This is a genomic window from Mesorhizobium sp. RCAM 05104 (assembly GCF_059683645.1).
In genome coordinates this window covers 2307253-2330458 of sequence record NZ_CM185033.1, presented here as the reverse complement: position 1 = coordinate 2330458, position 23206 = coordinate 2307253, and the positions used below count along the sequence as shown (strand labels likewise).

General features: G+C 59.5%; 18 protein-coding genes and 2 pseudogenes. 9 read left to right on the top strand and 11 right to left on the bottom strand.

Going from position 1 to position 23206, the window contains the following annotated elements; translation table 11 throughout:
* Positions 1-212: 212 nt before the first annotated feature.
* The 3 genes and pseudogenes from AC56QP_RS11580 to AC56QP_RS11570 all read right to left on the bottom strand — a co-directional run.
* Positions 213-1238, bottom strand: coding sequence for a site-specific integrase (locus AC56QP_RS11580; RefSeq protein WP_489859611.1), 1026 nt, complete (start codon positions 1236-1238; stop codon positions 213-215).
* A 945-nt stretch (positions 1239-2183) separates the two neighbouring features.
* Positions 2184-3728, bottom strand: a complete 1545-nt coding sequence (locus AC56QP_RS11575; protein WP_489859612.1) for a Fic family protein — start codon at positions 3726-3728, stop codon at positions 2184-2186.
* Between the two features lie 160 nt (positions 3729-3888).
* Positions 3889-4229, bottom strand: a pseudogene (locus AC56QP_RS11570) (carbonic anhydrase family protein); the annotation flags it as partial.
* 122 nt (positions 4230-4351) lie between these two features.
* Here AC56QP_RS11570 and AC56QP_RS11565 point away from each other — a divergent pair.
* Positions 4352-4594 (top strand): transposase, encoded by a 243-nt coding sequence (locus AC56QP_RS11565; RefSeq protein ID WP_489859613.1) that lies wholly within the window; start codon positions 4352-4354, stop codon positions 4592-4594.
* On the opposite strand, the gene AC56QP_RS11560 is transcribed toward AC56QP_RS11565, so the two are convergent.
* Positions 4539-6446 carry a DDE-type integrase/transposase/recombinase gene (locus AC56QP_RS11560; protein ID WP_489859614.1) on the bottom strand — a complete coding sequence of 636 codons (1908 nt, stop codon included), beginning with the start codon at positions 6444-6446 and terminating at the stop codon, positions 4539-4541. The two genes, AC56QP_RS11565 and AC56QP_RS11560, sit on opposite strands and share 56 nt — an antisense overlap.
* Positions 6447-6557: 111 nt before the next feature.
* Here AC56QP_RS11560 and AC56QP_RS11555 point away from each other — a divergent pair, with 111 nt between their 5' ends.
* Positions 6558-6899 (top strand): helix-turn-helix domain-containing protein, encoded by a 342-nt coding sequence (locus tag AC56QP_RS11555; protein ID WP_489859615.1) that lies wholly within the window; start codon positions 6558-6560, stop codon positions 6897-6899.
* Positions 6900-7256: 357 nt separating this feature from the next.
* On the opposite strand, the gene istB is transcribed toward AC56QP_RS11555, so the two are convergent.
* From istB to AC56QP_RS11540, 3 genes are all read right to left on the bottom strand, one after another.
* Positions 7257-8150 (bottom strand): IS21-like element helper ATPase IstB, encoded by an 894-nt coding sequence (gene istB, locus AC56QP_RS11550; RefSeq protein ID WP_352722235.1) that lies wholly within the window; start codon positions 8148-8150, stop codon positions 7257-7259.
* Positions 8147-9661 carry an IS21 family transposase gene (gene istA, locus AC56QP_RS11545; RefSeq protein ID WP_489859523.1) on the bottom strand — a complete coding sequence of 505 codons (1515 nt, stop codon included), beginning with the start codon at positions 9659-9661 and terminating at the stop codon, positions 8147-8149. The genes istB and istA overlap by 4 nt, the downstream gene beginning before the upstream one ends.
* Before the next feature lie 366 nt (positions 9662-10027).
* A complete protein-coding gene (locus AC56QP_RS11540) occupies positions 10028-11677 on the bottom strand; it encodes an MFS transporter (protein WP_489859616.1) in 1650 nt (549 codons plus the stop codon).
* A 343-nt stretch (positions 11678-12020) separates the two neighbouring features.
* Between AC56QP_RS11540 and AC56QP_RS11535 the strand changes: the two genes are divergently transcribed.
* Complete coding sequence (locus AC56QP_RS11535; protein ID WP_489863622.1) at positions 12021-12143, top strand: DUF309 domain-containing protein; 123 nt, start codon at positions 12021-12023, stop codon at positions 12141-12143.
* The gene (locus tag AC56QP_RS11530; protein WP_489863707.1) at positions 12092-12412 is read left to right on the top strand and encodes a DUF309 domain-containing protein; all 321 of its coding nucleotides are present in this window, start codon (positions 12092-12094) and stop codon (positions 12410-12412) included. Before AC56QP_RS11535 ends, AC56QP_RS11530 begins: the two co-directional genes overlap by 52 nt.
* A gap of 87 nt (positions 12413-12499) precedes the next feature.
* On the opposite strand, the gene AC56QP_RS11525 is transcribed toward AC56QP_RS11530, so the two are convergent.
* Positions 12500-12928 carry a hypothetical protein gene (locus AC56QP_RS11525; protein WP_489859617.1) on the bottom strand — a complete coding sequence of 143 codons (429 nt, stop codon included), beginning with the start codon at positions 12926-12928 and terminating at the stop codon, positions 12500-12502.
* A gap of 252 nt (positions 12929-13180) precedes the next feature.
* Positions 13181-13384, bottom strand: a complete 204-nt coding sequence (locus AC56QP_RS11520; protein ID WP_111548097.1) for a hypothetical protein — start codon at positions 13382-13384, stop codon at positions 13181-13183.
* A 462-nt stretch (positions 13385-13846) separates the two neighbouring features.
* Here AC56QP_RS11520 and AC56QP_RS11515 point away from each other — a divergent pair, with 462 nt between their 5' ends.
* The 4 genes from AC56QP_RS11515 to AC56QP_RS11500 all read left to right on the top strand — a co-directional run bounded on the left by AC56QP_RS11515 (position 13847) and on the right by AC56QP_RS11500 (position 20011).
* Positions 13847-16267, top strand: coding sequence for a bifunctional diguanylate cyclase/phosphodiesterase (locus AC56QP_RS11515; RefSeq protein WP_489859618.1), 2421 nt, complete (start codon positions 13847-13849; stop codon positions 16265-16267).
* Between the two features lie 621 nt (positions 16268-16888).
* Positions 16889-18847, top strand: coding sequence for a putative bifunctional diguanylate cyclase/phosphodiesterase (locus AC56QP_RS11510; RefSeq protein WP_489863623.1), 1959 nt, complete (start codon positions 16889-16891; stop codon positions 18845-18847).
* A 405-nt stretch (positions 18848-19252) separates the two neighbouring features.
* Positions 19253-19555, top strand: a complete 303-nt coding sequence (locus AC56QP_RS11505) for a DUF982 domain-containing protein (RefSeq protein ID WP_489863624.1) — start codon at positions 19253-19255, stop codon at positions 19553-19555.
* Between the two features lie 207 nt (positions 19556-19762).
* The gene (locus tag AC56QP_RS11500; RefSeq protein ID WP_489859619.1) at positions 19763-20011 is read left to right on the top strand and encodes a DUF982 domain-containing protein; all 249 of its coding nucleotides are present in this window, start codon (positions 19763-19765) and stop codon (positions 20009-20011) included.
* 249 nt (positions 20012-20260) lie between these two features.
* On the opposite strand, the pseudogene AC56QP_RS11495 reads toward AC56QP_RS11500, so the two are convergent.
* A pseudogene (locus AC56QP_RS11495) lies at positions 20261-21064 on the bottom strand (aldehyde dehydrogenase family protein); the annotation flags it as partial.
* 468 nt (positions 21065-21532) lie between these two features.
* Between AC56QP_RS11495 and AC56QP_RS11490 the strand changes: the two are divergent.
* Positions 21533-21745, top strand: coding sequence for a cold-shock protein (locus tag AC56QP_RS11490; RefSeq protein WP_023749661.1), 213 nt, complete (start codon positions 21533-21535; stop codon positions 21743-21745).
* Positions 21746-22739: 994 nt separating this feature from the next.
* Here AC56QP_RS11490 and panD read toward each other — a convergent pair.
* Positions 22740-23192, bottom strand: coding sequence for an aspartate 1-decarboxylase (panD, locus tag AC56QP_RS11485; RefSeq protein WP_111548091.1), 453 nt, complete (start codon positions 23190-23192; stop codon positions 22740-22742).
* Positions 23193-23206 lie beyond the last annotated feature (14 nt).

Sequence of the window (23206 nt, the reverse complement as noted above, 5' to 3'; positions counted from 1 at the left end):
AGCTTTGATCCAGCATTCTCAAGTCGCGAGTCTTGGACGATGCCCTCATTCCCCGGGACTTTGTCTCGGTATGCACGGCGCAGGGGAGCGCCAAAATAAGGTCGAAAAGATCGGATTGCCTTACACAAATCCTTGCACATCAATTACAAAAGCGGCTACGCGAACATTGCTCTCGGGGTGGCTCAGCTAATGCTGCCGCCCTCGCAACTCAACTACGCAGCCTTCGCAGCGTGGATAGTATGAAGCATCTCGGGCTTTAGATGTGTGTAGCGTCGCAGCATCTTCCAATCCTTGTGCCCTGTAACCAGCGCTACCTGTTCGATTGTGAACCCAGCTTCGAATAGGCGGCTCGTGCCTTCGTGCCGCAAATCATGGAAATGAAGGTCGTTGATGCCCAGGTCAACGCACCCTAGACGGAAGGCGGTTCCGACTGACCTATGATTGAATGGGAAAATTCGATCATCGTCATTGCTTCGCTTGGTCAGTCGTTCCTCGACAATGGCCCATGCGTCGTACCCAGTTGCCGCGAACAAGGGTATGCGTTGATTGTTCCCGTTTTTGTTTCGCGGGTCTTTCCGGTCACGAATTAGAAGCATCCGCGTGCGGGCGTCCATGTCGGACCATCGCGCCTTGCAGATTTCTTCCTGGCGCATCGCGGTTGCGACGGCAAAACGTATTATCTGACCAACCGGCGCCATTTGACGAGGATTTGCATCGAAGTGGGCGATAAGCCTGTCGAGTTCATCTTGGGTCGGCCTCCTGTCGCGCTGATTGCCTTTACCAACGAGGCCAAGCCTCTTTAGGGCAATACGCGCGAGATCAACTGGTTCGACCTTGACGGGCAGGCCGTGCACCGCAGTGGCATGAGCCAGAATGAGTTTTATAAAGCCGATGTCGATGCCGAGCGTCATCGGTCCGGCACCTTGGGCTGCCCGGTCACGCCCAAAACGAATGAGCCGTTCGCGATCGAGAGCCGCGATGTTGCACTTCCCTAGATGTCTTTGCAGCAATTCGAGGGCTGCTGCCTTGGAGCGGCGAGGGGACTTGCCTACATCGCACATGTCGTCGATATGAAGGTCGATGAGTTCGCCGAAAGTTTTCAGGCGCGCTATACGGAACTTGGTCGGCGTCTCACCGCGATCGACTTGGCGCTCGGTTTCTGTTGCCCAGCGCCGTGCGTCGTCTCGGCGCAGGAAGGTCTCGCTGACGTAGCGACCTTTTGCGACGGACTTGGACACGCCAGGAACCGGACGAGAGCTTTGTGTAGGTGGCCATTTTTTCGTGTGCGCTCCGTGTGCACCGAGAGATCGAAACGTGGCGAAAAGGGTCGTATTCTGGCGTAAATTCGTGTGCACTCGGCAGGTTCTAACGATTTGATGTTAAAGAAAAAATGCTGAAAAATCAAGATCATAGACTGGCCGTGGCACCCAATGATGGACTGGACGGATCGAGTCGGTGACGGGCGGCTCGCCGGCCGTCGGATAGACAGAAATTTTGCGCACCGGCACCCTGATCTGCTGGTGGATCAAGCCGGGTCTGTGGACTTTCCGCGAGGCCGGCAGCGGTCCCGTGGACACGGTAGGGATGATGGCATTCATTAAGCTCCTTTGCTCATGCATTGGAGTGTCGAAGACGGTCGAAAACCGCTGACAAACGACGACAAGAGCAGGCACAGCGCGAAAAACGCACCAGCCGCTCCTCCGGCGCTCTGAAGCACACATCCTCGACACTCGGCGGCCTGCGAAGGCCGCCTTTTTGTTCCGTCCACAAGCACCAAACTCTTGTCGTCGTTTAGCCGCGCTTTTGAAAAGCCATCAACATTGGAGACTCAGATCGATGCCGGAAGGATGAAAAGACGCTTTGGTCGACCCTGCCCAAACAGGACTTCGGGCGTAACTCCCGCAAAGCGTTTGTGCCGTCTCTAGCAGCAGTATGAACTGGATCAGGTTCAACGGGTCACTGCGCCGCGAAAGCCAGCCGTATCCCACCGCCTTTGCCGCCCGGATGAATGCCTCAGATTGAACGGGACGGTGCTATATTTTGTGAAGCGCATTTGGGCCGGCGGAAAAAACTGGGACGGAAAGCTCGTGCATGTGTCGGCCACAAATCACGCCTCGGACCAAGAGAGGGAAGGGGATGCCAAACCGCCGGACTAAAGATCGATCGTTATGATGATCACGCCTTCAATCGATACCAAAGGTTCGCGCGTAGATCGCCTCGATCCGCCCTGCCTCGTCATTGGTCAGTGCGGCGAATTCGTTTTCGCGGGTGCGGTTCGACAGATGACCACCATTCTGGTGAAGGAAACGGAAGAGCAGATCGGTCAGACGTTCGGGCATGTCGATAAAGGCATCCACCTGTTGCCGGAATCGATCGTAGCGCTGCAGAAAAGCGGATTCCTCGGGAAGGTCTCGTTCGATCGTCCGCTGAACGCAGGCATAGAGGAATTCAGCGTGTGGGGTTGCATCGAAGAATCGATAGAAATCCCCCGTGTCATTCAGCACCCGGACGTTGAATTGCGGCGTCGGTTCCCATTCGACCAATGGCAGAAGGCGCTGCGAATAACTCTCGAGCACGCGCCTGTACTCGTCGATCCGGTCCAGGATCGCGGCCGAGACGGGAAACACCAGTCCCGGCGGATTGAAGCCGTACATGGCAAGGACATGGTGGATTAGGTAGCGGTGAATGCGGCCGTTTCCGTCCTCGAACGGGTGGATGTAGACAAAGCCGAAGGCGAGGATTGCGGCGGCGACAACTGCATCAAGGTTTTGCGCGGGGCCTTGATCGAAGGCCACCATCCCATCGATGAGCCGCGGCAGGTCCTCAGGCCGAGCGCTGATGTGATCGGGCAGAGGCATGCGATTATCTCGGTCATGCTGGCCGACGAAGCCTCCTTCCTTTCGGAAGCCAAGTCTCACGAAACGGGCATCGCCGAGTACAATTCTTTGCAGACGCAGCAGCTCATCGCGATCGATCGGTTGGCGGCCGGCTTCGCCGATGGCGCGACCCCAGCGTTGGATTCGGTCTTGCGGCGGGCGCTCGCCCTCGATCGCGTAGCTTGATCGCGAGTCTTTGAGCACAAGAAAGGCGGCGGTCCGAGCAAGGAGGTCGCGCGGCACGTCCGCTACGATTGCCTCCGCACGCCTCGGCAGTTCAAGGCCAATGAATTTTTCAAGAGCCTTGGTGCGGAACACCAGAGGGCAGAACTCAGGCGTGCCTGGGAGATTGTCCCTTATGCGGTAGCGCGAAGCGGTCTTCACGGGTCCGGACCATTGCAACTCGGGATCGACAACCGGAACGTAGCGTCCGGCATCCGCGTCGGGCAGATCGAGACGCGCGCCCGTCAGCCATTCATATAGAAACCAGATGCGGCGGGCATAACTGCCGGTTGGGCGTTCACGGACCAACGCCTCGATCGGTACGGGACCGGTGACCTGGAACAGCCGCTTGAGGACGGCAAGGTCGAGCCCCTCGTACTTGAGCGCGAAGGTAAGGTGGCCTTCTACGGTTGGATGTGGGGCATGGCGGGGCGTCATGATCCTCCAGCCGTCCCGTTCAGTAATTCGATGATGCTCGCCAATCGCGGACAACGTGCGAGGCAAGGGAACGGCGAGCCCGTAGGCTCCTATCAGGGCGCTGTATCCGGCCGGGGTCGCGGTCTCCGGAAGGCGTATTTCCTGAAAAACAATAACAGGTCCTAAAAATTGGTGCTGCTGCGCTGCAGCCATGAAAATCGGACCCTTCGCTCGAATTTTGGTTTCAAGCCGCCCAAACCGTGAAGAATGATCTTACCACACGAAAATTGGTCCTACAAGACGAATTTCGCCGAAAACAGATTCCCAAGCATTACATAAGGCCGCTGATTTGTCCTCCAACCCCTAACGTCTGTCAGCTCGTCAGGATGAAACGGCGGTTCGGCGCCAGGACCGGCCGCGCATTCATTGGGTAAAGCGCGGTGACTTGTCGATGTCGGCGGCGCCAACCTGCAGCGGCTCGCGTGCCACCATCCAGTCGACGATCTCCGAGCATGGCGGCGTCGTCAGCGAGCCCTCGTAGCTCCAATAGGCCAGCGAGGCGGGTAGGAGACCGTTCGGATCCACATCCTCAGCCAAGGCCTCGGCGACAGCCTTAGCCGGGAAAGCTGCCGCGAGGCTTGCAAGTGCCTCGTTTTTCGCACCCGGTGTCAGGAAGACGCCAAGCATGCCGAGCCCGCTCGAACTCGCTTGCTTTGGAGAAGGGAGGTTGCTCGTCAGCTGTTCCGACTTCCTGAAGGTTGAGCACAGTCGCTGAACAAAGAAGCCCCGTCAATGAACTGCCCCCCGAAAGTTGGACACAACCTTCGGGGTTTTGCATGTCCAGACACAGTGCGAGTTTCAAGCGATCAGTTGTCGATAAGTATCTGAGCGGAGATGAAAGCTACGCGAGTGCGGCGTCGGACCATGGAGTTGACGCGGCGACTGTTCGCAAGTGGGTTGCCTTATACCAGGTGTGTCGTGTTGCCTCACCTAATTTTGTTACCAGCTGCCTCACCAAGAATGTTACCCGCTCGCCAGACGTGCGGAATCTGAAGCGACATACGGCGCTAGGCTGCTGACCTCGCCGATGAGCCGCTGCACGGCTTGTTGTCGCCACGCCCTTACTCGCTTCTGCAACGTGTGAAGCTGGTGCAAGCTGTATCGTCCGGGATAACGGACCTGGAACTCGACGAGAAGTTCAAGTGCGGTCTGATCCGGACGCTCTTCAAGGCATCGTGCCATCTCTTCCCAATGGTCCTTAAAGATGTCGGGACGTCGGCCGCGCGGTTTGTCGTTGAGCCGACGATAAGTCTTTGGCCCAACGACAACACCGCGGGCGCGAGCCGCTTGGCGCCAGAGATTGACCCGTCGAACGAGTGTTTTGTACTGCTTGCGGGTAAATCGACCTGGAAACTGGACGCACAGCTCCTCGAAGAGCTGCGTGGCGTTGATGTTGGGGAATTCCTCCAATCGGCGACAAACGATCGGCCACACCATGCGGAGCGCCTGGACGCGGGCTTGGCCAGGCTCGGCGTAGACCAGCTTCGGCTTCTCCTGCATCTTCGCGGCTGTCACGGGAGGAGTGGGTGGGATCACCGGTTTGAGCGTCGGCGAGGGACTCGCAATAAGGGTTTGTGTCGAGACCTTTTGTAGACTTCGCAGGTAACGCGGTTTGGCCTCAATGGAGAAGGTCGGACGTATCTCGCCCGCATGCCAGGCGCTCGATAGGCTGGCTACGAACGCGGCCAGGTTGGGCGGTTCCGATGTCGCCGGTGGCGGTGTTTCGCCGTCAGCCAGCGCCGCCAGATAAGCCTGGACAGCTCGCATCTCCTCCAGCAGCTTCAGCGGATCGAGGTCGCCGGCGATCTCGCGCAGCTTGTTCTTGGCGGTCATCGGGATAGCCTCCGCCTGCAGGAGACGCTCGCAGGGAGTCTGCGGTGGATGATAGCGCTTAGCTACCTTCGCACCGTCACGCTGTTTGGCAGCCAGCTTGAACGAGGGCTGGAAGAAGTTCACGAACAGCCGGGATGCCGCGTAGAGGCGCGTGATCGCTCTGGCCGCCGCCAAGCCCTCGAAGCGCCGATACCCCAGGAGCTTCCGTACTACGGCGCCATTTTTCTGCTCTATCCACGCTTGGTCGTTCTTACGGTAAGGCCGCGAGCGAGTGAGTTCGATGCCGTGACCAAGGCAATATTCGATCAGCCTGTTGTTGACGAACTCGCTGCCATTATCCACATCCAGCGCTCTCAGGGCAAAGGGCAAGCCCGTGCGGATCCGATCGAGTGTCTCGACCACGAGGGTACCTTCTCGGACCACGATGGGCGCGGCCTCCGTCCATCCGCTCGCGATGTCGGTCAGAACCAGGCTGTGAACGTAGCTACCGCGGTTGACTTCCCCGCAATGAGCGACCAGGTCCATCTCCATGCTGCCGGGCAGCGGCTCGTTCCAGTCGGCAAAGGTGCGCATTTTGATGCGCCGCCGGGGCTCTGGCATAACCCTTGGCGGCTTTTTCGTACGCATGGTGCGCCTTGGCATCTGGAGCAAGCGGTCGATCGTCGCGGCGCTCATCGACAGGACCTTGTGGTGTATCTCCTCCTCGAGCTTCAAATGCCCATTGCGTTCCAGCGCCGGCAATAGAATGGGCAGCAGTGCCTTGAGGCGCTTGCCGCAAACTCGATCAGAAGCTTCCCACAGCACGATCAAGGCGGCCCGCGCGGCCTCGTCATAGAGCGACGGGCGTTGGCGGATCTGACGGTGCTTTGGCTCCGGGCGGCTGTTCAGGACACGGATTGCGGACTTTTCGTGATACCCCGTCGCCGCAATGAACTCCTCCAAGATCCGGCGCTTGTCCTTGGTCGTTGCGGCCGCATAGCGATCCCTGACCGCATTGGCCAGTTCCACACGCATGGCATGTGTCATCTTCGTCTTCATGTTGCCTCCCTGGTGGTGAAGGCACCATGGCGACATGCGCCTTCACGGGTAATATTTTAGGTGAGGCAACGAACCCGCGCGGTAACATTTTCCTTGAGGCAATGCGACAGGGTGCATGGCGATGCCGGGCTGTTGGGCAAGTACGGTCGTTACGACGCGGCTTTCAAGCTGTCAGTGCTTGAGCGGATGTGGGAGGACGGTCTGTCGCATCGCCAGACGGCGGCGCTGTTCAATATCCGCAATGCCGGTTGCCTGACGGACTGGGAGAAGCGCTATCATGCGGGCGGGATAGAGGCGCTCGGCCCGCGCCCCAGAGGACAACCCATGTCAAAGCCGCCGGCCCCCGCAGTGCCTGTTGCAGCCAGTGACGAGGCCAAAAGCCGTGAAGAACTGCTGGCCGAGCTGAAGCAGCTGCGGATGGAGAACGCCTACCTAAAAAACTGGAGGCCTTAACGCAGGGACACGCGCCCAAAAAGCGCAAGCCGTCCAGGCGTTAAGGCCGTTGCATCCGCTTGAGGGACTACTCGAACTGGCGAAGCTGCCGCGCAGCACGTTCGGCAAAAGGCGGCCTCGCGCCCGGACCGCCATGCGGCGCTGAAGGAGGCGATCAAGGCTATCTTTGACAGCCACAAGGGGGCCGCTAAGGCTATCGCCGGGTGACCGCGCAACTGCGCCGGCTAGGCCGGCGCGTCACTTCGCAAGACCGCGGTTGCGCTGATGGCACTCGGAAAGAACCATTTCTTCGGCGTCCGGGATAGTCTATAGCGCGTCGATCTGGAAGAGACCTGCGCGACAATCTGGATGAGACTCTCAGAGCGCGGTCACGGGCAAATTATCATGCTGATTGTCGCTGGCAAGAGTTTCGCCGTTTTCTGATTGTCGCTCCGCGACAAGCTCGTGCGTGTTTTTGATTGTCGCGTAGGAGGCTGGCCTGCCGCGCTGGCGTTTGGCTTCGATGGCGGATCTGCGCCGGTAGCTTTCGACATTCATCTCGAAGATCGTTGCGTGATGAACAAGTCGGTCGACCGCGGCGAGGGTCATGGCGGGGTCGGGAAAGACCCTGTTCCATTCTCCAAAGGGCTGATTGGCGGTGATCATGATGGAACGCCGCTCATATCTTGCGCAGATGAGTTCGAAGAGCGCGCTCGTTTCGGCCTGGTCCTTGGTGACGTAGGCCAGATCGTCGAGGATGAGCAGATCGAACTTGTCGAGCTTGGCGATGGCGGATTCGAGTTGCAGCTCACGCCGTGCGACCTGAAGCTTCTGGACGAGATCGGTTGTTCGGGTGAACAGCACACGCCAGCCGTTCTCGATGAGGGCGAGCCCGATAGCTGCGGCGAGATGCGACTTTCCGCCGCCGGGCGGGCCAAACAACAGGATATTGGCGCCCTTTGCGAGCCAGCTATCGCCGGCGGTCATGGCCATGACCTGCGCCTTGGAGACCATGGGTACGGCATCGAAGGCGAAGCTGTCGAGTGTCTTTCCGGGCGGCAGATGCGCTTCGGCCAGATGGCGTTCGATCCGGCGCCGATCGCGCTCGGCCAACTCATGCTCGGCAATGGCCGACAGGAACCGGGCGGCGGGCCATCCCTCTCGATCAGCCTGTTCGGCAAATTGCGGCCACAGGGTCTTGATCGTCGGCAATCTGAGTTCGTTGAGCATGATGCCGAGACGGGCTTCGTCGATGATGTGGGCGGCCTTCATGCGACGTCTCCCGCATAGGCCGTGCCGATCAGGGCTTCATAGCCGTTGAGGGAAGCGAGTTGCACCGAGACGGTCGGCAGCAGTGCGGGATCCGGGCCGAATAGCGATCGAAAGACAGCAATATCGGGCAGGTCGCCGGCGTCGAGGGTCTCGGCGAGCTGCTCGGCAAGTTCGCGCTCGCAGCCTCGATCATGGGCCAGCGCCAGCAATTCGACCATCACCTTGCAGGCCTGCCTGTCCGGCAGCCGCTCAATGAGCACATCGAAGGCCCTGCGGTATTCCTGCCGCGGGAAGAGCTTGTCACGATAGACGAGATTAAGAAGCGCCATCGGCTTTTTGCGCAGGGAATGGATGACGTGCCGATAATTGACGACCTGATCGTGCCTTCCATCCGCATGCCCGCGGCTTCTGGGCAGCGTCATCAGGTGTGTTCCTCCGACAAAGACCTCGAGGCGATCGTCGAACAGCCGGACGCGAAGCCGATGTCCGATCAGGCGGGAGGGAACGGTGTAGAAGACCTTGCGCAAGGTGAAGCCACCCGTCCGCGACACGGTCACGGCCACCTCCTCGAAGTCGCTGGTCCGCCGGTCGGGGAGTTCCTGCAGATGAGGGCGTTCGGCATCAATGCGTTTGCCATGATTGGCGTTGTGCCGGCTGGCGATCTCATCGATGAAGGCGCGGTACGCGTCGAGATCGTCGAAGTCCCTGCTGCCGCGCATCAGAAGGGCGTCACGGATGGCGCTCTTGAGATGACCATGGCTGCTTTCAATCGACCCGTTCTCGTGGGCGATGCCCTTGTTGTTGCGGGTCGGCGTCATGCGATAATGGGCGCAGAGTTCCTCGTAGCGCCGTGTCAGGTCCTCCTGCGCATCGGCACTGAGATTGCGGAAAGCCGCCGACAGGCTGTCGCTGCGGTGATAGAACGGCGCTCCGCCAAGTGACCAGAGCGCGTTCTGCAGTCCTTCGGCCAGGGCCACGAAGCTCTCGCCACCGAGAATGACGTGGCTGTGTTCGAAGCCCGACCAGGCGAGCCGGAAGTGGTAGAGCAGATGATCGAGCGGCTGGCCAGCGATCGACACGCCCAGGCTGCTCATGTCGGTAAAATCCGACAGCCCGAGCCGGCCGGGCTCGTGAAGCTGACGGAAGATGACCTCCTGCTCTTCGCCGTGGATGGCGCGCCATGACCGAATGCGCCGCTCCAGGGTCCGGCGAATGCCCTCGCTCAGTTCCGGGTGCCGCCGCAGCATCTCTTGGTAGATGGCGACTGTACGGATGCCTGGCGCCGCCTTCAAAAGGGGAACGACTTCAGCATCGAAGATGTGCTCGAGAGGGTCAGGCCGTCGCCGGCCGCGAGCCTTTTGCTTTTGCGATGGCAGGTCCGGATTCTTTTTGATGCGATAGGCCGTCGCTCTGCTGATCGACGCCTTGGCCGCGGCAACCTCGGTCGTGTGTTCCTGTCGTAACTTCATAAAGAGCCTCATCTGATGGTCGGTTACATGACGGCCTGGCACAAAGGTGATTCTCCATTCTTCAGAAAATCGCCAAGGTACTTCAGCCAACCGCGCTCAACAGACGCCGGCAGTGACGCCGCGGGGGTGGTGTAACTCCGTTCGGGCTACGCCCTCAGTGCGTCACACCACCCCCGCCGAGTCTCATCTTGATTGACGCTGAATCTCATCCTAATCGCCGCGCCGCAATAGTCGCTTCCAACTGCAGGTCATAGCGCGCGCCTCGTAACCGGGGTAACCCAGCGCCACGGCCGCACAGGTGTTGCGGAACACCTGTTTCTCCTCGGTTTGGCTTACTTTCAACCATTCGCGGACCACAAGCGATCATGCCGCCGCGCCCACCAAGCCCTACCGGCCCAAACCCTGCGTTCACAGCCGGAAGAAAAATCGCGTCGATTGAGCCCGCTTGCGGGTTGCCCCGGTCGGTCGCTCAATCGATAGCTTGGTAAGAGGTGGAGCTCCCATGTTCAATTCGAGCAGATGTTGGTCCAACTTCTTGTCCGCCGTTGTCAGCCGATGATTCAGCCGCAGATAGTCCATCCAGGTCGGCGTACGAAAGGTTTCTGTCCAAAGCAAGGGATCCTGAAGATCGCGCTGGAGGTTCCAGTGGCGAGCACCGACGCGGCTTTGCACGCGCCGTCGTTCCTGCATCCGGTCCAGGAAAGCTTCGACGTTCGCCTCCGGTATTGAGTACTCGATCTTGACAACGATCGGCCCGCTTCTCGGCTTCAGATCGAGAGCGAGCTGCGGCGTTTCGAAGCCAAAAGGATCCTGATCAGAGTCCTGCCATTGGCGGATAGGCATCAGGAGCCCGGTGGCCGCGACCATTATTAGCGCACCAGCGGAAGATTCCAGGGCTGTGGTGAGCGAATAGTTCTCAGCCACGGTGCCCCACAGCCAACTGCCGGCCGCGATACCGCCAGACGAAAGGGCATAGTGGATCGAGAGCGTGCGACCGACGACCCACCTTGGGCTTGCCAATTGGACGCTCACGTCAAGCCCCGTCCAGGTGACGACCCAGCCCGCGCCACCGAGTGCCAGCGCGATAGCCGCCACCACCACTGAGGAGGTAAGAGCAAGAGATAGACAACATGCCGCACAGGCAATGCATGCCAGTGTTGTCAGCCGCTCCTGGGACAAAGACCGCCTCAAGACATTGTTGCAAATGCCGACGCACAAGGCGCCGGTCCCAAAGCCGGCCATCAGGACACCATAAACGATTGGTCCTCCGCCTAGCTGATCGCGGGCAACGAGAGGCAGGAGCGCGAGTATGGAGATGCTGGTCAGGCCAAAAAGCGCTCCACGCGCGATTGCCGCCTTGATCTCCGCCGACAGGGCCGTGAAGCGCGCTCCGTCATGGATGGCAGTGGTCAATGGCTCGCGCGGGAGAGGTGAAGCGCGAACATCCCATTTGCGGCGCCCTATGGTCCACAGCAGCGCTACATAGGTCAGTGTCGCCACAGCAAAAGCTGTCAGCGGTCCAAAGGAGGCAACGACGATGCCACCGAGCGCCGGGCCCACGCTTCGAATGGCATTGTATCCAACCGAGATGAGCGTGACCGCGGCCGGGACTTCGCGTTTTCGCAAGATATCGCCCACCGACGCGTGCCAGGCGGGATCGGTGAACGCGGCTCCCGCTCCGGCCAAACAGCTGAAGGCGAGAACCATCCAAGGATTGAAAATCCCCAGCGCCGCAAGAACAGTCAGCGTCGCCGAGGACAACGCTATCGCGCACCAGCCGGCGAACATGAGATTGCGGCGGCTGTAGTTGTCAGCCAGGGCCCCGGCGAAGATCGACAGGACAAATACGGGTAGTGTGGTCGAAGCCTGCACCAGGGCGACCATCACGTCCGAGGTCGAGATGGTCACCATCAGCCAACTGATGGCGACGGTTTGAATCAGCCAGCCAAGGCTGGCGACCTGTGTGGCAAGCCAGATCGAACGAAAGGTCGCATTCTCGAGCGGCGCAAATGTCGCCGACGACGCTGGACTCGCATCTTCGCGCGCCACCCTGCTCATTGGGTTGAGCCCTTCCTCGGTCTATCGGTCGCGTTAGAGGTGCCCTCCCGGCGCACGTGCCCATGGAGGAATGGTCCCATGAGCGCATTTTGTCGGGGCAGCGCAAGACATTTCTTTACCGCTGGCACTCTGGCGCAAGCGATTACTTCATCTGGAATTGCCACCACGGCGCTTTCATGATTGCTGGCCAATGTGACGTCCTCGCCTGCTGCCCGAAAAGAATTTCCCGGGCTACGCATACCTGCCTGGCAAACATCCACATCCGGTCCGCGACCCGTTGGGTCACAGTTACCAAAGCGATCCGGGGACTGTTGTTACGGTCGAGGAATCACTCAGCTCAAACGTGTTCCGATGTGGAATCGACCTTTTCAACCACGGCTATTACTGGGAAGCTCATGAGGCTTGGGAGCCTCTATGGCATGCTGCGAAACAAAGCGCCCAGCATCCCTGTTCTTCAAGGGATTGATCCTATTGGCGGCGGCCGGGGTGAAGATCCGCCAGGGAAAGCGGGTCGCTGCCGCGCGCCATGCCGCAAGAGCTGCAGCGCTCTTTCGTCAGGTGGCGCTTCTGCCGAGCCGGCTCTTTGAGGCCGCAATTGGAATGAAACCCGCCGCCCTCGCGGTCGAAGCCGAAGCGGCCACAACTCTCCCGGTTGTTTTGCGAGAGCCGATGCCGGGCCAACCGCCTCAGCCAGTCTTCGATTTCATCCTCGCACCCAAATCCGAGAGCGGCTGACAGGGCGGCTCTTCGTTAGCTGGATGAGCTGCCGATTGTCATGAACAGTGACAAGGGCAGTTTCAATCTGGAGCGATCTATCTACCGCTAGGCCCGGATCTGGCGGAGCACCCAAGGCAGGCGCCGCTTCCATCGCTGACCTCGCGGCAAAGGAACATCTTTCTGCCACCGCTTTAACTTGCGGGTTCGTCTGCCTCCCGTCAGTGTCAGTGCGGTCGGTGCCTCAGGAACCAGCGCTTCCTCAACCGTCGGCGGCTTAGGAGACGATCCGTCGGGCATGATCACGTCCTTGGCGTCGGATACCGCTTCGCTCGTGGTTGGCACGGGCTGAGAACGAAGATCTTCGGAAAAAGTCGGCTGCGGCGTCGCTTTGGCGATCGCACTTTCCGTCTTCGCTTCCGCGACTTCGTTCGCGATGGCTGCCAGGTCGATGCCGCCCCAGATCGACTGTGGCCGCTTCACCAGCCCACGCTTCTGTTTGATCTCGACGACAAAGGGTCGCTGCGGCTGCCTCATAGTGATCTCGCGGACTTAGGGGAGTTGCGAGTGTCCTCTAGGCGGAGCGCACGCTTTCGTCCACCCGCGCCACGCATTCTCCAAAGGTTTTCGGAGGCGTTGCCGCCGTCCAAGCCACGACGAAAGCGGCTCCCCGCCGGCACCCGGGCCCGCGCTCGCGATCTCTTGTCCAGCTTTCAGGGTGATCGCCATACGATCATATCGCCCTACGCAGCCGCCGTTGTTGGGCCCATCGGCGAATCCGTAAAATATTCAAAATGCAATGAAGATGACCGCCACCCTTGTCCATACTCCCATGTTCCTGAGCATATCGGTCCCGTCCAACGCATTTTTGGAATCGGTCACCTGCAACTGATTCATGCTGCTGATGGAAGCATGCTGGATGTCATGAGTGGGCGGACACAGATTGCCGATCGGCAAGCGCTCGGCAATCCCAAAGCCGCAGTTGGTGCCCATCGCATCGGCTTCCCTCCACCGGGTTGAGAAGCCGCAAGAAGGTGGCGCTGACCAGGCTTGTTCCGCAGCCCTCATTGTCGTTGATCCAGACGCGCGGGGTGGTACGGCACCCTGCTCGATTGCCTGGATCACCGGTCGTCAGTGTAGAGTGGTAGCGTAGCCCCTGCGCTGGACCTCGAGCTCCGCCGGCGACATCGCCGACCGCAAGCGCAGCTCGACATCGACGGCCTCCGCTGAGTTCGCCTCACGCCCGTAGCCTTAGGCAAACATACTGCAAAGCCTAGAATCAGGCGTTCCCATTTACGGCGCTACCGGCCCGCCCATTCTGCAGCGAGCCTGTGGAGTTCCTTCACAACCTTCGGTAACGATAATCAAAGTGGATTTTTCGCCTAAGCGCTTTATTCAAGTTTTGGTCGTAGATTTCTTCCCAGACGGGGTGATCGTCCTGCTTGGGGGAAGAGCATGCTGAAAGTCTACACTTGTATTGCGACGCAGCATGATCTGCGTCTGGTCGCGCTGGCCGCCTTCATCTGCGCCCTGGCCTCGTTCACGGCCGTGAACCTCCTCCACCATGTCGGGCGCAGTGAAAGCGAAATGCGACGGATCTGGCTAGCTGTCGCCGCGGTCGCCACCGGCTTCGGCATCTGGGCGACGCATTTCATAGCCATGTTGGCCTTCCAGCCCGCCGTACCGAGCGGCTACAACATCGCCTTGACGATCATGTCGTTGCTGGCCGCGATCGCCTTGACCGGGACGGGTCTCACGATCGGCATCTCGCCACGCGTCCCACATGTACGCTGGATCGGGGGTGCGATCGTGGGAGGCGGCATCGCGGTGATGCACTACACCGGCATGGCCGCATTCGAGATCGCGGGCCGCGTCGTCTGGGACGTGCCGCTCGTCGCCGCCTCAATCATTCTTGGTGGGCTGTTCGGCGCGGCCGCATTGCCGGTTGCCCTTCACGCCAACACGGTCAAGTGGAAGGCGCTCGGCAGCCTCGTGCTGACGGTAGCGATTTGCTGCCACCATTTCACGGCGATGGCCGCGGCTGCAATCATGCCAGACCCGCGCATTGTCATTTCCGCAACGGCGTTGCCGGCGGACTGGATGGCGGCTGGCGTAGCCCTCGTTTCGATCCTCATCATCCTTTTGGCCATCATCGGCCTCGCCCTCGACGTGCGCGATCTCCGTCGCGCCGGCGAGGCAGCGCGTATGCAGGAGCTGGCCGACGCGGCCGTCGAGGGGCTGATCGTGTGCAACGAAACCGAGATCGTGGCAGCCAATCGCAGTTTCGCCGCGCTTGCCTGCCTCGACGGCTCTCAGCCGGCCGGCCGCCCGCTCGCGTCCTTCTTTCCCACCGTTTCCCAAGGCGAGTTCACGGGCACTGCGCAAACGCCGCTGGAGATGGGGCTATGCGCGACGGACGGCAGTACGGTCCCGGTTGAGCTGATCCGGCACAGCATGCTCTATGCCGGCAAGCAACACCAGGTTCTTGCCGTGCGCGATATCCGCGGGCGCAAGCGGGCGGAGGAGGAGATTCATTTCCTTGCCCACCACGATCCCTTGACCAAGCTTCCAAACCGCACGAGCTTCAACGAAAAGCTGGAGGCCGAGTTTGCGACGCATCGCAGCGCTGAGAGGTGCCTTGCCGTCCTCTTCCTCGATCTCGACCGCTTCAAGGAGATCAACGACCTCTTCGGCCATCTCGTCGGAGACGCTGTACTGCAGTGTGTGGCCGACAAGATCAGGGGCGTCCTTAAGCCAGGGCAGATGGTTGCGCGCTTGGGCGGCGACGAGTTCGCTGTGATTGTTCCCGGTCTGCCGAGCGCGGGCTATGCGACGCGCACTGCTGAAGACATCCTGGACGCATTCAACGACACAGGCGCCAACCTGCCTGCCGGCGTCACCATCGGCACCAGCATAGGCATCGCTGTATTCCCGAACGATGCACCCGATCGGGAGACGCTTCTGAGCCATGCCGACGCAGCGCTTTATGAGGCAAAGGTGCAGGGGCGTGGCCTTTATTGCGTTTTTGAGCCGTCCATGGGCGAGCATCTGCGCGATCGCCGCCAGTTCGAGCACGACATCCGTCACGCGATCTCGCGCAAGGAACTCCGCCTCGTCTATCAACCGCAGGCGCAACTCCAGTCCAACGAGGTGTTCGGTTTCGAAGCGCTGCTGCGGTGGGATCATCCGGAACGCGGCGCAGTTCCGCCGGCGGTGTTCATCCCGGTCGCTGAAGAATGTGGCGCCATTCTGAAGATCGGTGAATGGGTGCTGCGGACCGCCTGCGCCGAAGCGGCAAGCTGGCAACAACCGCTAGCAATCAGCGTCAACGTTTCGGCCATGCAACTCCACGGCGGGAATTTGCCCGAGCTGGTCGGGGCAGTGCTGAAAGAAACCGGTCTCGATCCGTTCCGCCTCGAGCTGGAAATTACCGAAACTTGCCTGATCAAGGATATCGGGCGGGCGCTCGCTGCCCTGCGTCAGCTCAAAAGCCTTGGGGTTCAAATTGCCATGGATGATTTTGGCACCGGATACTCGTCGCTATCGAATTTGCGGGCATTCCCGTTTGACAAGATCAAAGTCGATCAGTCTCTTATCCGGGCAGTGGATACCAGCGATGAGGCGGCTGCCGTCATGCGTGCGGTCTTTGGCCTCGCTCGGGGCCTCAAGCTCCCGGTCCTGGCAGAGGGTGTCGAAACGGACGCAGAGCTGACCTTCTTGCGGCAAGAAGCCTGCGATGCGATCCAGGGTTACCTACTTGGCCGACCCTGCCCGATTTCCGACTTCGCCCAGCATACGAGCGGCAAAGGCAGGACGCCCGCTTCCCGACGGCAGAGCAACCACGAACTGCGCCTGGTCAAGAACAGCGCGGCGTAGTGCGCAAGCCCGTCGCACGTTCGTGGTGAGACTCGCGAGCGTTCGGAGATGATGCTGGGTTCTACAGGTCAACAGCTCCTATGCTGAGATGGTGGCGCATTTCGGCAACTCGGTTCTGCCCGCCCAGCCGCGATCGACGGCTGCGCCTTCCGCGTTACATCGAACGGGCGTAGCGCCTCGAGCAGCGGTTCGCCGTGCCGCTGATGCTTGTCCTGGAGAGTACGCGGTTCGGGCGCATGCAAACGTCACACCAATAAGACAGAACGCGGTGTCGGGATAGCGGTGTTCTCCCAAGCGACGAGCTCGAAGATGACGAGGTCGAAACCATCGACGAATTTCGATCCCTTCGAGAATGAGCCGGCTCATTAAACCAGCTTAGCCAGCAGGCGTCGAAACAGAAAGCGCGATCGCCAACGCCACAATTGCGAAAACATGGATCACGTTAGGTCGACGATGCCCCTAAGTAAGCATTGCGGTTTTCGCTATCTTCGAATTTCCGAAGGCCTCGGTTTCCAAACTGGGCTGTCCAATTTTTGCGGCTGAAATTTACTTTTTCCGAAGTGTTCGGTGCTAGGAGACCAACACGCAGCTACTACTCTAGCGTGGGGGAGTGAAAGAGTGATGCAGCGTCTGTATGCCGCAAGGTTTGGTGACCTTCTGGCGGGAGACCTGCGAGTTTTTGGCGGGCCCTCGACAATCGAACCACTTGCCGGCCGAATCAGGGCGGAGCAGGTCAGTATCGTGCTTCGCAACACGCCTCTCGGCATGGTTGCGAACATACTCAATGCGGCCACTCTTGTTATGGCGCTTTGGGGCTCCCCGGACCAAACGAAAGCCATCCTCTGGGCGAGTGTTATCATCGTCGCCGCCGGGTTCGTAGGCCTAAGAGCGAGATTATCGTTTCAGCCAGTCAAACCAAGGTCAGTGTCTCGCCAAACAACGCAAAACCTGGTGCGGAACGCCTTCCTGTTCGGCACTTGGTGGGGAGCACTTCCCGTCCTGTTCTTCAGCGGGGCAACAAGTGCCGCCCAGGTCGTCATTACCTGCCTGAGCGCCGGGATGATCGCAGGCGGCGCCGCTTCTTTCTCCACGATTCCTATTGCCGCCATCGCGTATACGCTGCCGATCTTCGTCGGTTCGGCGGTTGCGATTGTGTGGATGGAAGGCGCCGTCAATCTGCCCGTTGCAATCCTGATAGTTAGCTACGCCATCACGCTGTTTCGTGCAGTGCTTGCTCACGCGGTCGAATTTACCCAACGCTTCATTCTGCAAGCGGAAAGCGAAAATGCCATTCGCAGGGATGTTCTAACGAGACTGCCAAACCGGTTCAGCTTCAACGAGCGGCTGGAGAACGCGTTGGTGGACGCAAAGCAGTTTGACCAGCACTGTGCGTTGCTTTTGTTCGATCTTAACAATTTTGCCGAGGTGAATGATCGCTTTGGCCGAGCCATGGCGGATGCCCTTTTGGTCGAAGTGGCTGCGAGACTTCGGAGATCGACGCGGGAGAGCGATGGCATTGCCAGATTCGAGGGCGGCGAATTTGCAATAATTGCTACGCGCGATATCAGGCCAGATCAGATCAGGTCCTTGGCCAAACAGATCATAGAGGCCATGCGCGCCCCTTTCTTGATCGAAGGACGAGAAATTTATTGGAGGGCCTCTATCGGTATCGCTTTGGCGCCCACTGACGGTTTGGATGCCAACCAACTCCTGCGGTGCGTCGACACCGCGCTATACAGGGCTAAGACGCTGGGGGCGGGGTCCATCGAGTTTTTCAGCGCAAGCGACGATGAAGCCGCTGCAAGGCGCCGTGCCCTTGAACGCGATCTGGCATCTGCGCTCGCCAACGACCAGCTTTGGCTCGCATTTCAACCCTTTCTCGACCTCGGGAGCGATCGCATCCGAGGTTTTGAAGCGCTTCTGCGGTGGCAGCATCCGATCCTTGGCCCAATCCCTCCGTCGGAGTTCATACCCATCGCTGAAGAAACGGGTTTGATTCACTCCATCGGACACTGGGTCGTCAAAACGGCTTGTTTGGCAGCGGCGCGCTGGCCGCGCGACTTGCGGGTCTCCGTCAACTTGTCGGTAGTGCAGCTTAAGAACAAGGCCTTGCTGGATGGAATTGTAGTGGCCTTGGCTGAAGCCGGCTTGGAGCCCCGAAGACTCGAGGTCGAGATCACAGAAACTGTGCTGATTTCGAATTTTGAAGAAACGATTTCATTCTTACAATCGTTAGTTTCTCTATCCGTCACAGTTGCTCTTGACGATTTTGGCACCGGCTATTCATCACTGACCTATCTTCGTAAACTGCCTCTTTCGCGCCTCAAGATCGACCGATCTTTTGTCCAGGATATGCTCACCGATGCGGACTGCGCTGCGATTGTAAGATCGTTGGTTGAGTTGGCGCATGAGCTTCGAATCGAGGTAACAGCCGAAGGCGTAGAAACTCCCGAACAGCTCGACTATCTGCGCTGCGTCAGATGTGATGAAGCTCAAGGCTATTTAATCGGGAAACCTCTCCGGATAGGCGAAATTCCTGGCATTGCCGCGGAGCCGGTGGGTCAGGAGCTAGGTACTTGAATAGCAGGACCGGCACTTTTGCGGCGATGGTCTGGTTGTCTCGTATCTCGACGGTCACGTTGCCTTGCTCAGGTAGGCTGAAGGCCGCAAGTCCGTACAACCCTGGGAGTAGCCCTGTGACGAAGCGGAGGGTGCGGAGCCGCTTCCTCGTGGCGGGTCAACGCCGGAAGATGTACCAAGCGTTTCGTGCGAAATGGTCGGAACGATGCAGATTTTTTTGCCACCTGATGAGCCGCTCTTGCAACAGTATGTATGGAATCGGCCTGCTGGCCTACCGGAGGGCATCACGCCGCTGCCTTCCTCTTGAACCGTCATTGCCCTGACAACACATTCTGCGAATGTCGGCGGGTGTCGATGAAGCGCCTGTTCACGCAGACCAGTCGTTCAGTAGGTCGGGAGGAACCAATGAACCCTGAGGCTTTCAGCAGCCCAGTTTTCGTAAAGCGTGCAACCTACATCGTGCAGGAGATTGCCAGCCTTGCGGACGCCATCGATTTCCTCAACGAATGGCCAGAAGATCGCAGAGACGTGAATTACGAGGCAGCCCTCAGGACCTGCTATGATGCATACGATGGGCGAAAACCTGTAAGCGCAGCACGCAATGCCTTTTTCGGCTTTGCGAAACGGGCCGCCATATTAGAAGATGCAATTTCCGCCATGCAATGGCTCGCTGCCTGCAAGTCCGGCCGTGGAAAAGTGCAGGTTTAGGCGTCTGGCACGGGGCACGCCGAGGGAGCATTGTGTCGGGATTTCACGGATAGCAGAAAGCAGAAGCAGGTCTCGACATTAGCGGCGCAACCCCGCCATGAATCAGGTACCGCACATCGATCGCGAGGGGCGAGGTTCAGTGAGCAGCCGAACCGTTCGGCCGAGCCAAGGTGCGATCGAGGCTATTTGCCTCGCAGGAGCGGAGACATGACCGTATTGAGCAGATTTGAGAGGCCAGTCGTTGTTCGGCTTAGCCTTCACAGCTCAGAGCGGATCGTGTTCGAGGTCAATGACGCGGCCGCTATTTTGCTGCGTGATCTTCAACGTCAGACCGCGAAACGGAAGGCCGCGATGGATGCCTGTCTGCAGGTATTGCGCGGTGAGGCTTATCCAGCGGCGGCTCGAAGAGCTTTCGTGGCAGCCGCGCTTGAAGCAAAGATTCTGCGCAGCGATTAGAAAGCTGGGATGCTCAGGACCTGCTGACGGCCATCGCCGGGACAGCCGGTGGGGTGGAACGATGATGTGAACGCTTGTCCAGGTCCGATACCCGACGCTTCCGGGGACGTGCTCACCTCGAGGCGACCGCCTTGCTTGACTGTGGCACAACAGCGGCGTCGGTGCGAAGCTGACCTCAAGGTGACGAATGCGACAGTTTCAGCGGGTCCGGAGCCGCCGCCCATCGAGGTGCGACCTGCTTCACATGTTCGAGGACCCGCCGAGCTCGAGACTGACCTTCTTGATCTGGTCCGAGCACTGGCGCATGAGCAGCCGGCCAACCTCGGTCGAGCGGGTGAAGCTGATCTTGCGGACCTTGAGGTTTGTGCAGAGTTCGCATCCGACGGCATCGCCCTCAGACGCGTAGATCAGGTTGACCACGCCTTCGGGAAAGCCGGCCTGATGCGCAAGGGCAAACATTGCACCGGCCACGAGCGGCGTCTGTTCAGCCAGTTTCAGCACGATCGCGCAGCCTGCCGCCAAGGCCGGCGAGATCTTGCGCGCCACCATGGAAGCCGGGAAATTCCATGGCGTAATCGTGCCGACGACGCCGATCGGCTGCTTGATCACGAGCAGACGGCGGTCCGTCGATGGTGCGGAGATCGTCTCCCCATAGATGCGGTTGGCCTCTTCGGCGTACCATTGCAGGTAGGCCGCCGCATGCGACACTTCCGATTTGGCCTCGGCAAGGGGCTTGCCCATTTCCGCGGTCAATATCGCGGCAAGGTCATCGGCGTGGTCGATAATCAGCTGATGCCAGCGCCACAGAACGTCGCTGCGTTCACGGGCCGTCAATGCCGCCCATCCAGGCTGCGCGCTATATGCTTTGTCGACCGCAGCCCGCGTCTCCTCGACACCCATATCGGGAAGCTCTGCCAGCACTTCGCCCGTCGATGGGTTGAGGACCTCAAATGTCCGCTCACTGACTGCTTTGCCAAGCGCCGGCACGCGGTCAAGGCTGCCAAACAGGTCAGGAGATTTGAGGTGGCGGATCAAAGGTGGGAGCAGCGGCAATGTCGATTCCCCAAAAGGCTCTTGGCCTGTCCGGCCGGGTGGACATCTACTGCGCACGTATGGCTTTTGCATAGGACCACCTCTCACGAAAAGTCGCGCATGCTGAGTGGCCCTGCCGCGGGACAGGCCGACGGCCAGCTTCCGTCCATACCGGCGAGGCCCGAACCGTCCGCCAGCGGCGTCGTCCATAGCCCCCATTTTCCCCAAACGATCAACTTCCCGTCGCCCTGCCTGGTAGCTATTGCGCTTCCAGCCCCGTCCGTCTTGGGTATCGCATCGGGGCCGTAACGCGTGTCGTTGTGAGCCTTTACGGGCGGACGCTGGACGGTCCATGAGGAGTTACAGCCGCCGATCAAATTGAGCCTTGCAGATTTCTCGTTTTTGCGGCGTCTTACTCCAAAGTCGGTTATGAATCGGGACCGGCCTGACGGCCTGCCCACATTGCAATTGTTACAAAGGAAAACGCACATGGCGACTGGAACGGTAAAATGGTTCAACAGCACCAAGGGATTTGGATTTATCCAGCCCGACAATGGCGGTCAGGATGTTTTTGTCCACATTTCCGCCGTTGAACGGGCGGGCCTCTCGACTCTCGCTGACGGCCAGAAGATCAACTATGAAATCGAACAGGACCGCCGCACTGGCAAGTCCTCAGCTGGCAGCCTCAGCAAAGCCGGCTGAATTTTTTCCCTGACTCCTACCAGCAGCGGAGGGATGCGGTCCGCCCGGATGTGCTGGCCGAGCGATATAAGGGGAGAACAGGACTCACCGGACGGCTTGAGGAGCAGGCTGCTGTAAGCCAGCGCGAAGTACTTGGGAGCCAGGCTGCTTGCAAGAGAAGGCGGGTAGACCCCGCCTTTTCATATTCCGGACAGATGCACCGGTAGGTGACAGGCGTTCTCCTGTTCCTCTGCAACCATCTGGTCGAGACCGGAAACGATTGCCACGAGAACCCGGGCGCCAAGGCTCGTGCACCGGGGAGGGGTCCGGTGCCCAGCATCAGCAAGAGCCGGCGGCTCGCGCGTTCAGCTTCGTCCTAGACGAGCCTTCGCCCCGAAAAGCAGCACCGCGCCATTGACGGAGGGGGGCAGGGATGACGCCACGGCGCTTGTGCTGTGGCCGCATCCGCAACGACCGCACCAGTGCTCACAACCGAAAAACCCGCCACTCTTGAGGGCAAGAGCGGCGGGCTTTTTGCAGAGTTACTCGAACTGGATACGCGTTCCCATTCACATTGGCCGCGGATAATTAAGACTGCATTAAAATGCAAAATTTGGGCATCTAAATCGATCCGAGCGCAAGATACCGCGTGCCCGGACGTTCCGCGCCTGAATTGCCTCCGTAGTCATATCGACAAGTCATCAGCCGTCAGAAAATCTTTGCTTGACGTAACGTAAGGTCCCGTGTCTTTCGCCGTGCATGGAGCGACTTCCAGTCTCGGTCCAGGGCGACGAAAATGAGGGGCGGCAATGGTGGCTGGCGAACCAAACGACGTGCGCGTCAAGCGTTGCGGTGGGGGATGGGCCGTTCATATTGTTGAGAACGGCAAACTGACAGTTCATCGGTTCAAGACGCAGTCGCCCGCCGAACATTTTGCCGATGACCAACGAGCCAGGCTCGGCCTTGCTAGCAGGCCACCAATTGACGAACACTGATGTCACATGTGCGGCGGGTGTCACGCCCCGGAGACCATGGCAGGAATGGCCAAAGCCTCATCAGTCTCGTCAAGGATCGAGAAGGTGTAGCGGCCATCTGCGTCAAGATCGACGGAGTAGCTTAGGCGGTCGAGTATGTTGTTATCCTGGTCGAACGTAACGATCCGGGGCTTCAGAGAGGTAATATGCGCTTCGTCCAGGTAGATGGAGTTGCAGACAATGATCTGGTCGTCCGGCTGGCAAGTGCGGGCCGCTGCTCCATTGAGAATACAGCATCGTGAACCGCGCTCGCCCAGGATGACATAGGTCGAAATCCGCGCCCCGGAATTCTTGTTCCATATCTCCACGAATTCCATGGGCAGGATCCCCGCTTCTTCGCAGTGGTCAGGGTCAAGCGTTATCGAACCGTGGTAGTTGAGGTTCGCTTCGGTGACGTAGATGCCGTGCAGCTTGCCGGCGACTAGTTTTCGCATGGGTCTGTTGTCCT

What these genes read in the sequence shown, in the direction of transcription:
- istB (WP_352722235.1), bottom strand. Translation starts at nt 8,150, where the DNA reads ATGAAGGCCGCCCACATCATCGACGAAGCCCGTCTCGGCATCATGCTC.
- AC56QP_RS11490 (WP_023749661.1), top strand. Translation starts at nt 21,533, where the DNA reads ATGGCGACTGGAACGGTAAAATGGTTCAACAGCACCAAGGGATTTGGA.
- AC56QP_RS11560 (WP_489859614.1), bottom strand. Translation starts at nt 6,446, where the DNA reads ATGAAGACGAAGATGACACATGCCATGCGTGTGGAACTGGCCAATGCG.
- AC56QP_RS11575 (WP_489859612.1), bottom strand. Translation starts at nt 3,728, where the DNA reads ATGGCTGCAGCGCAGCAGCACCAATTTTTAGGACCTGTTATTGTTTTT.
- AC56QP_RS11510 (WP_489863623.1), top strand. Translation starts at nt 16,889, where the DNA reads ATGCAGCGTCTGTATGCCGCAAGGTTTGGTGACCTTCTGGCGGGAGAC.
- AC56QP_RS11505 (WP_489863624.1), top strand. Translation starts at nt 19,253, where the DNA reads ATGAACCCTGAGGCTTTCAGCAGCCCAGTTTTCGTAAAGCGTGCAACC.
- AC56QP_RS11520 (WP_111548097.1), bottom strand. Translation starts at nt 13,384, where the DNA reads ATGGGCACCAACTGCGGCTTTGGGATTGCCGAGCGCTTGCCGATCGGC.
- AC56QP_RS11565 (WP_489859613.1), top strand. Translation starts at nt 4,352, where the DNA reads ATGTCCAGACACAGTGCGAGTTTCAAGCGATCAGTTGTCGATAAGTAT.
- AC56QP_RS11500 (WP_489859619.1), top strand. Translation starts at nt 19,763, where the DNA reads ATGACCGTATTGAGCAGATTTGAGAGGCCAGTCGTTGTTCGGCTTAGC.
- panD (WP_111548091.1), bottom strand. Translation starts at nt 23,192, where the DNA reads ATGCGAAAACTAGTCGCCGGCAAGCTGCACGGCATCTACGTCACCGAA.
- AC56QP_RS11525 (WP_489859617.1), bottom strand. Translation starts at nt 12,928, where the DNA reads ATGAGGCAGCCGCAGCGACCCTTTGTCGTCGAGATCAAACAGAAGCGT.
- AC56QP_RS11530 (WP_489863707.1), top strand. Translation starts at nt 12,092, where the DNA reads ATGGCATGCTGCGAAACAAAGCGCCCAGCATCCCTGTTCTTCAAGGGA.
- AC56QP_RS11540 (WP_489859616.1), bottom strand. Translation starts at nt 11,677, where the DNA reads ATGAGCAGGGTGGCGCGCGAAGATGCGAGTCCAGCGTCGTCGGCGACA.
- AC56QP_RS11515 (WP_489859618.1), top strand. Translation starts at nt 13,847, where the DNA reads ATGCTGAAAGTCTACACTTGTATTGCGACGCAGCATGATCTGCGTCTG.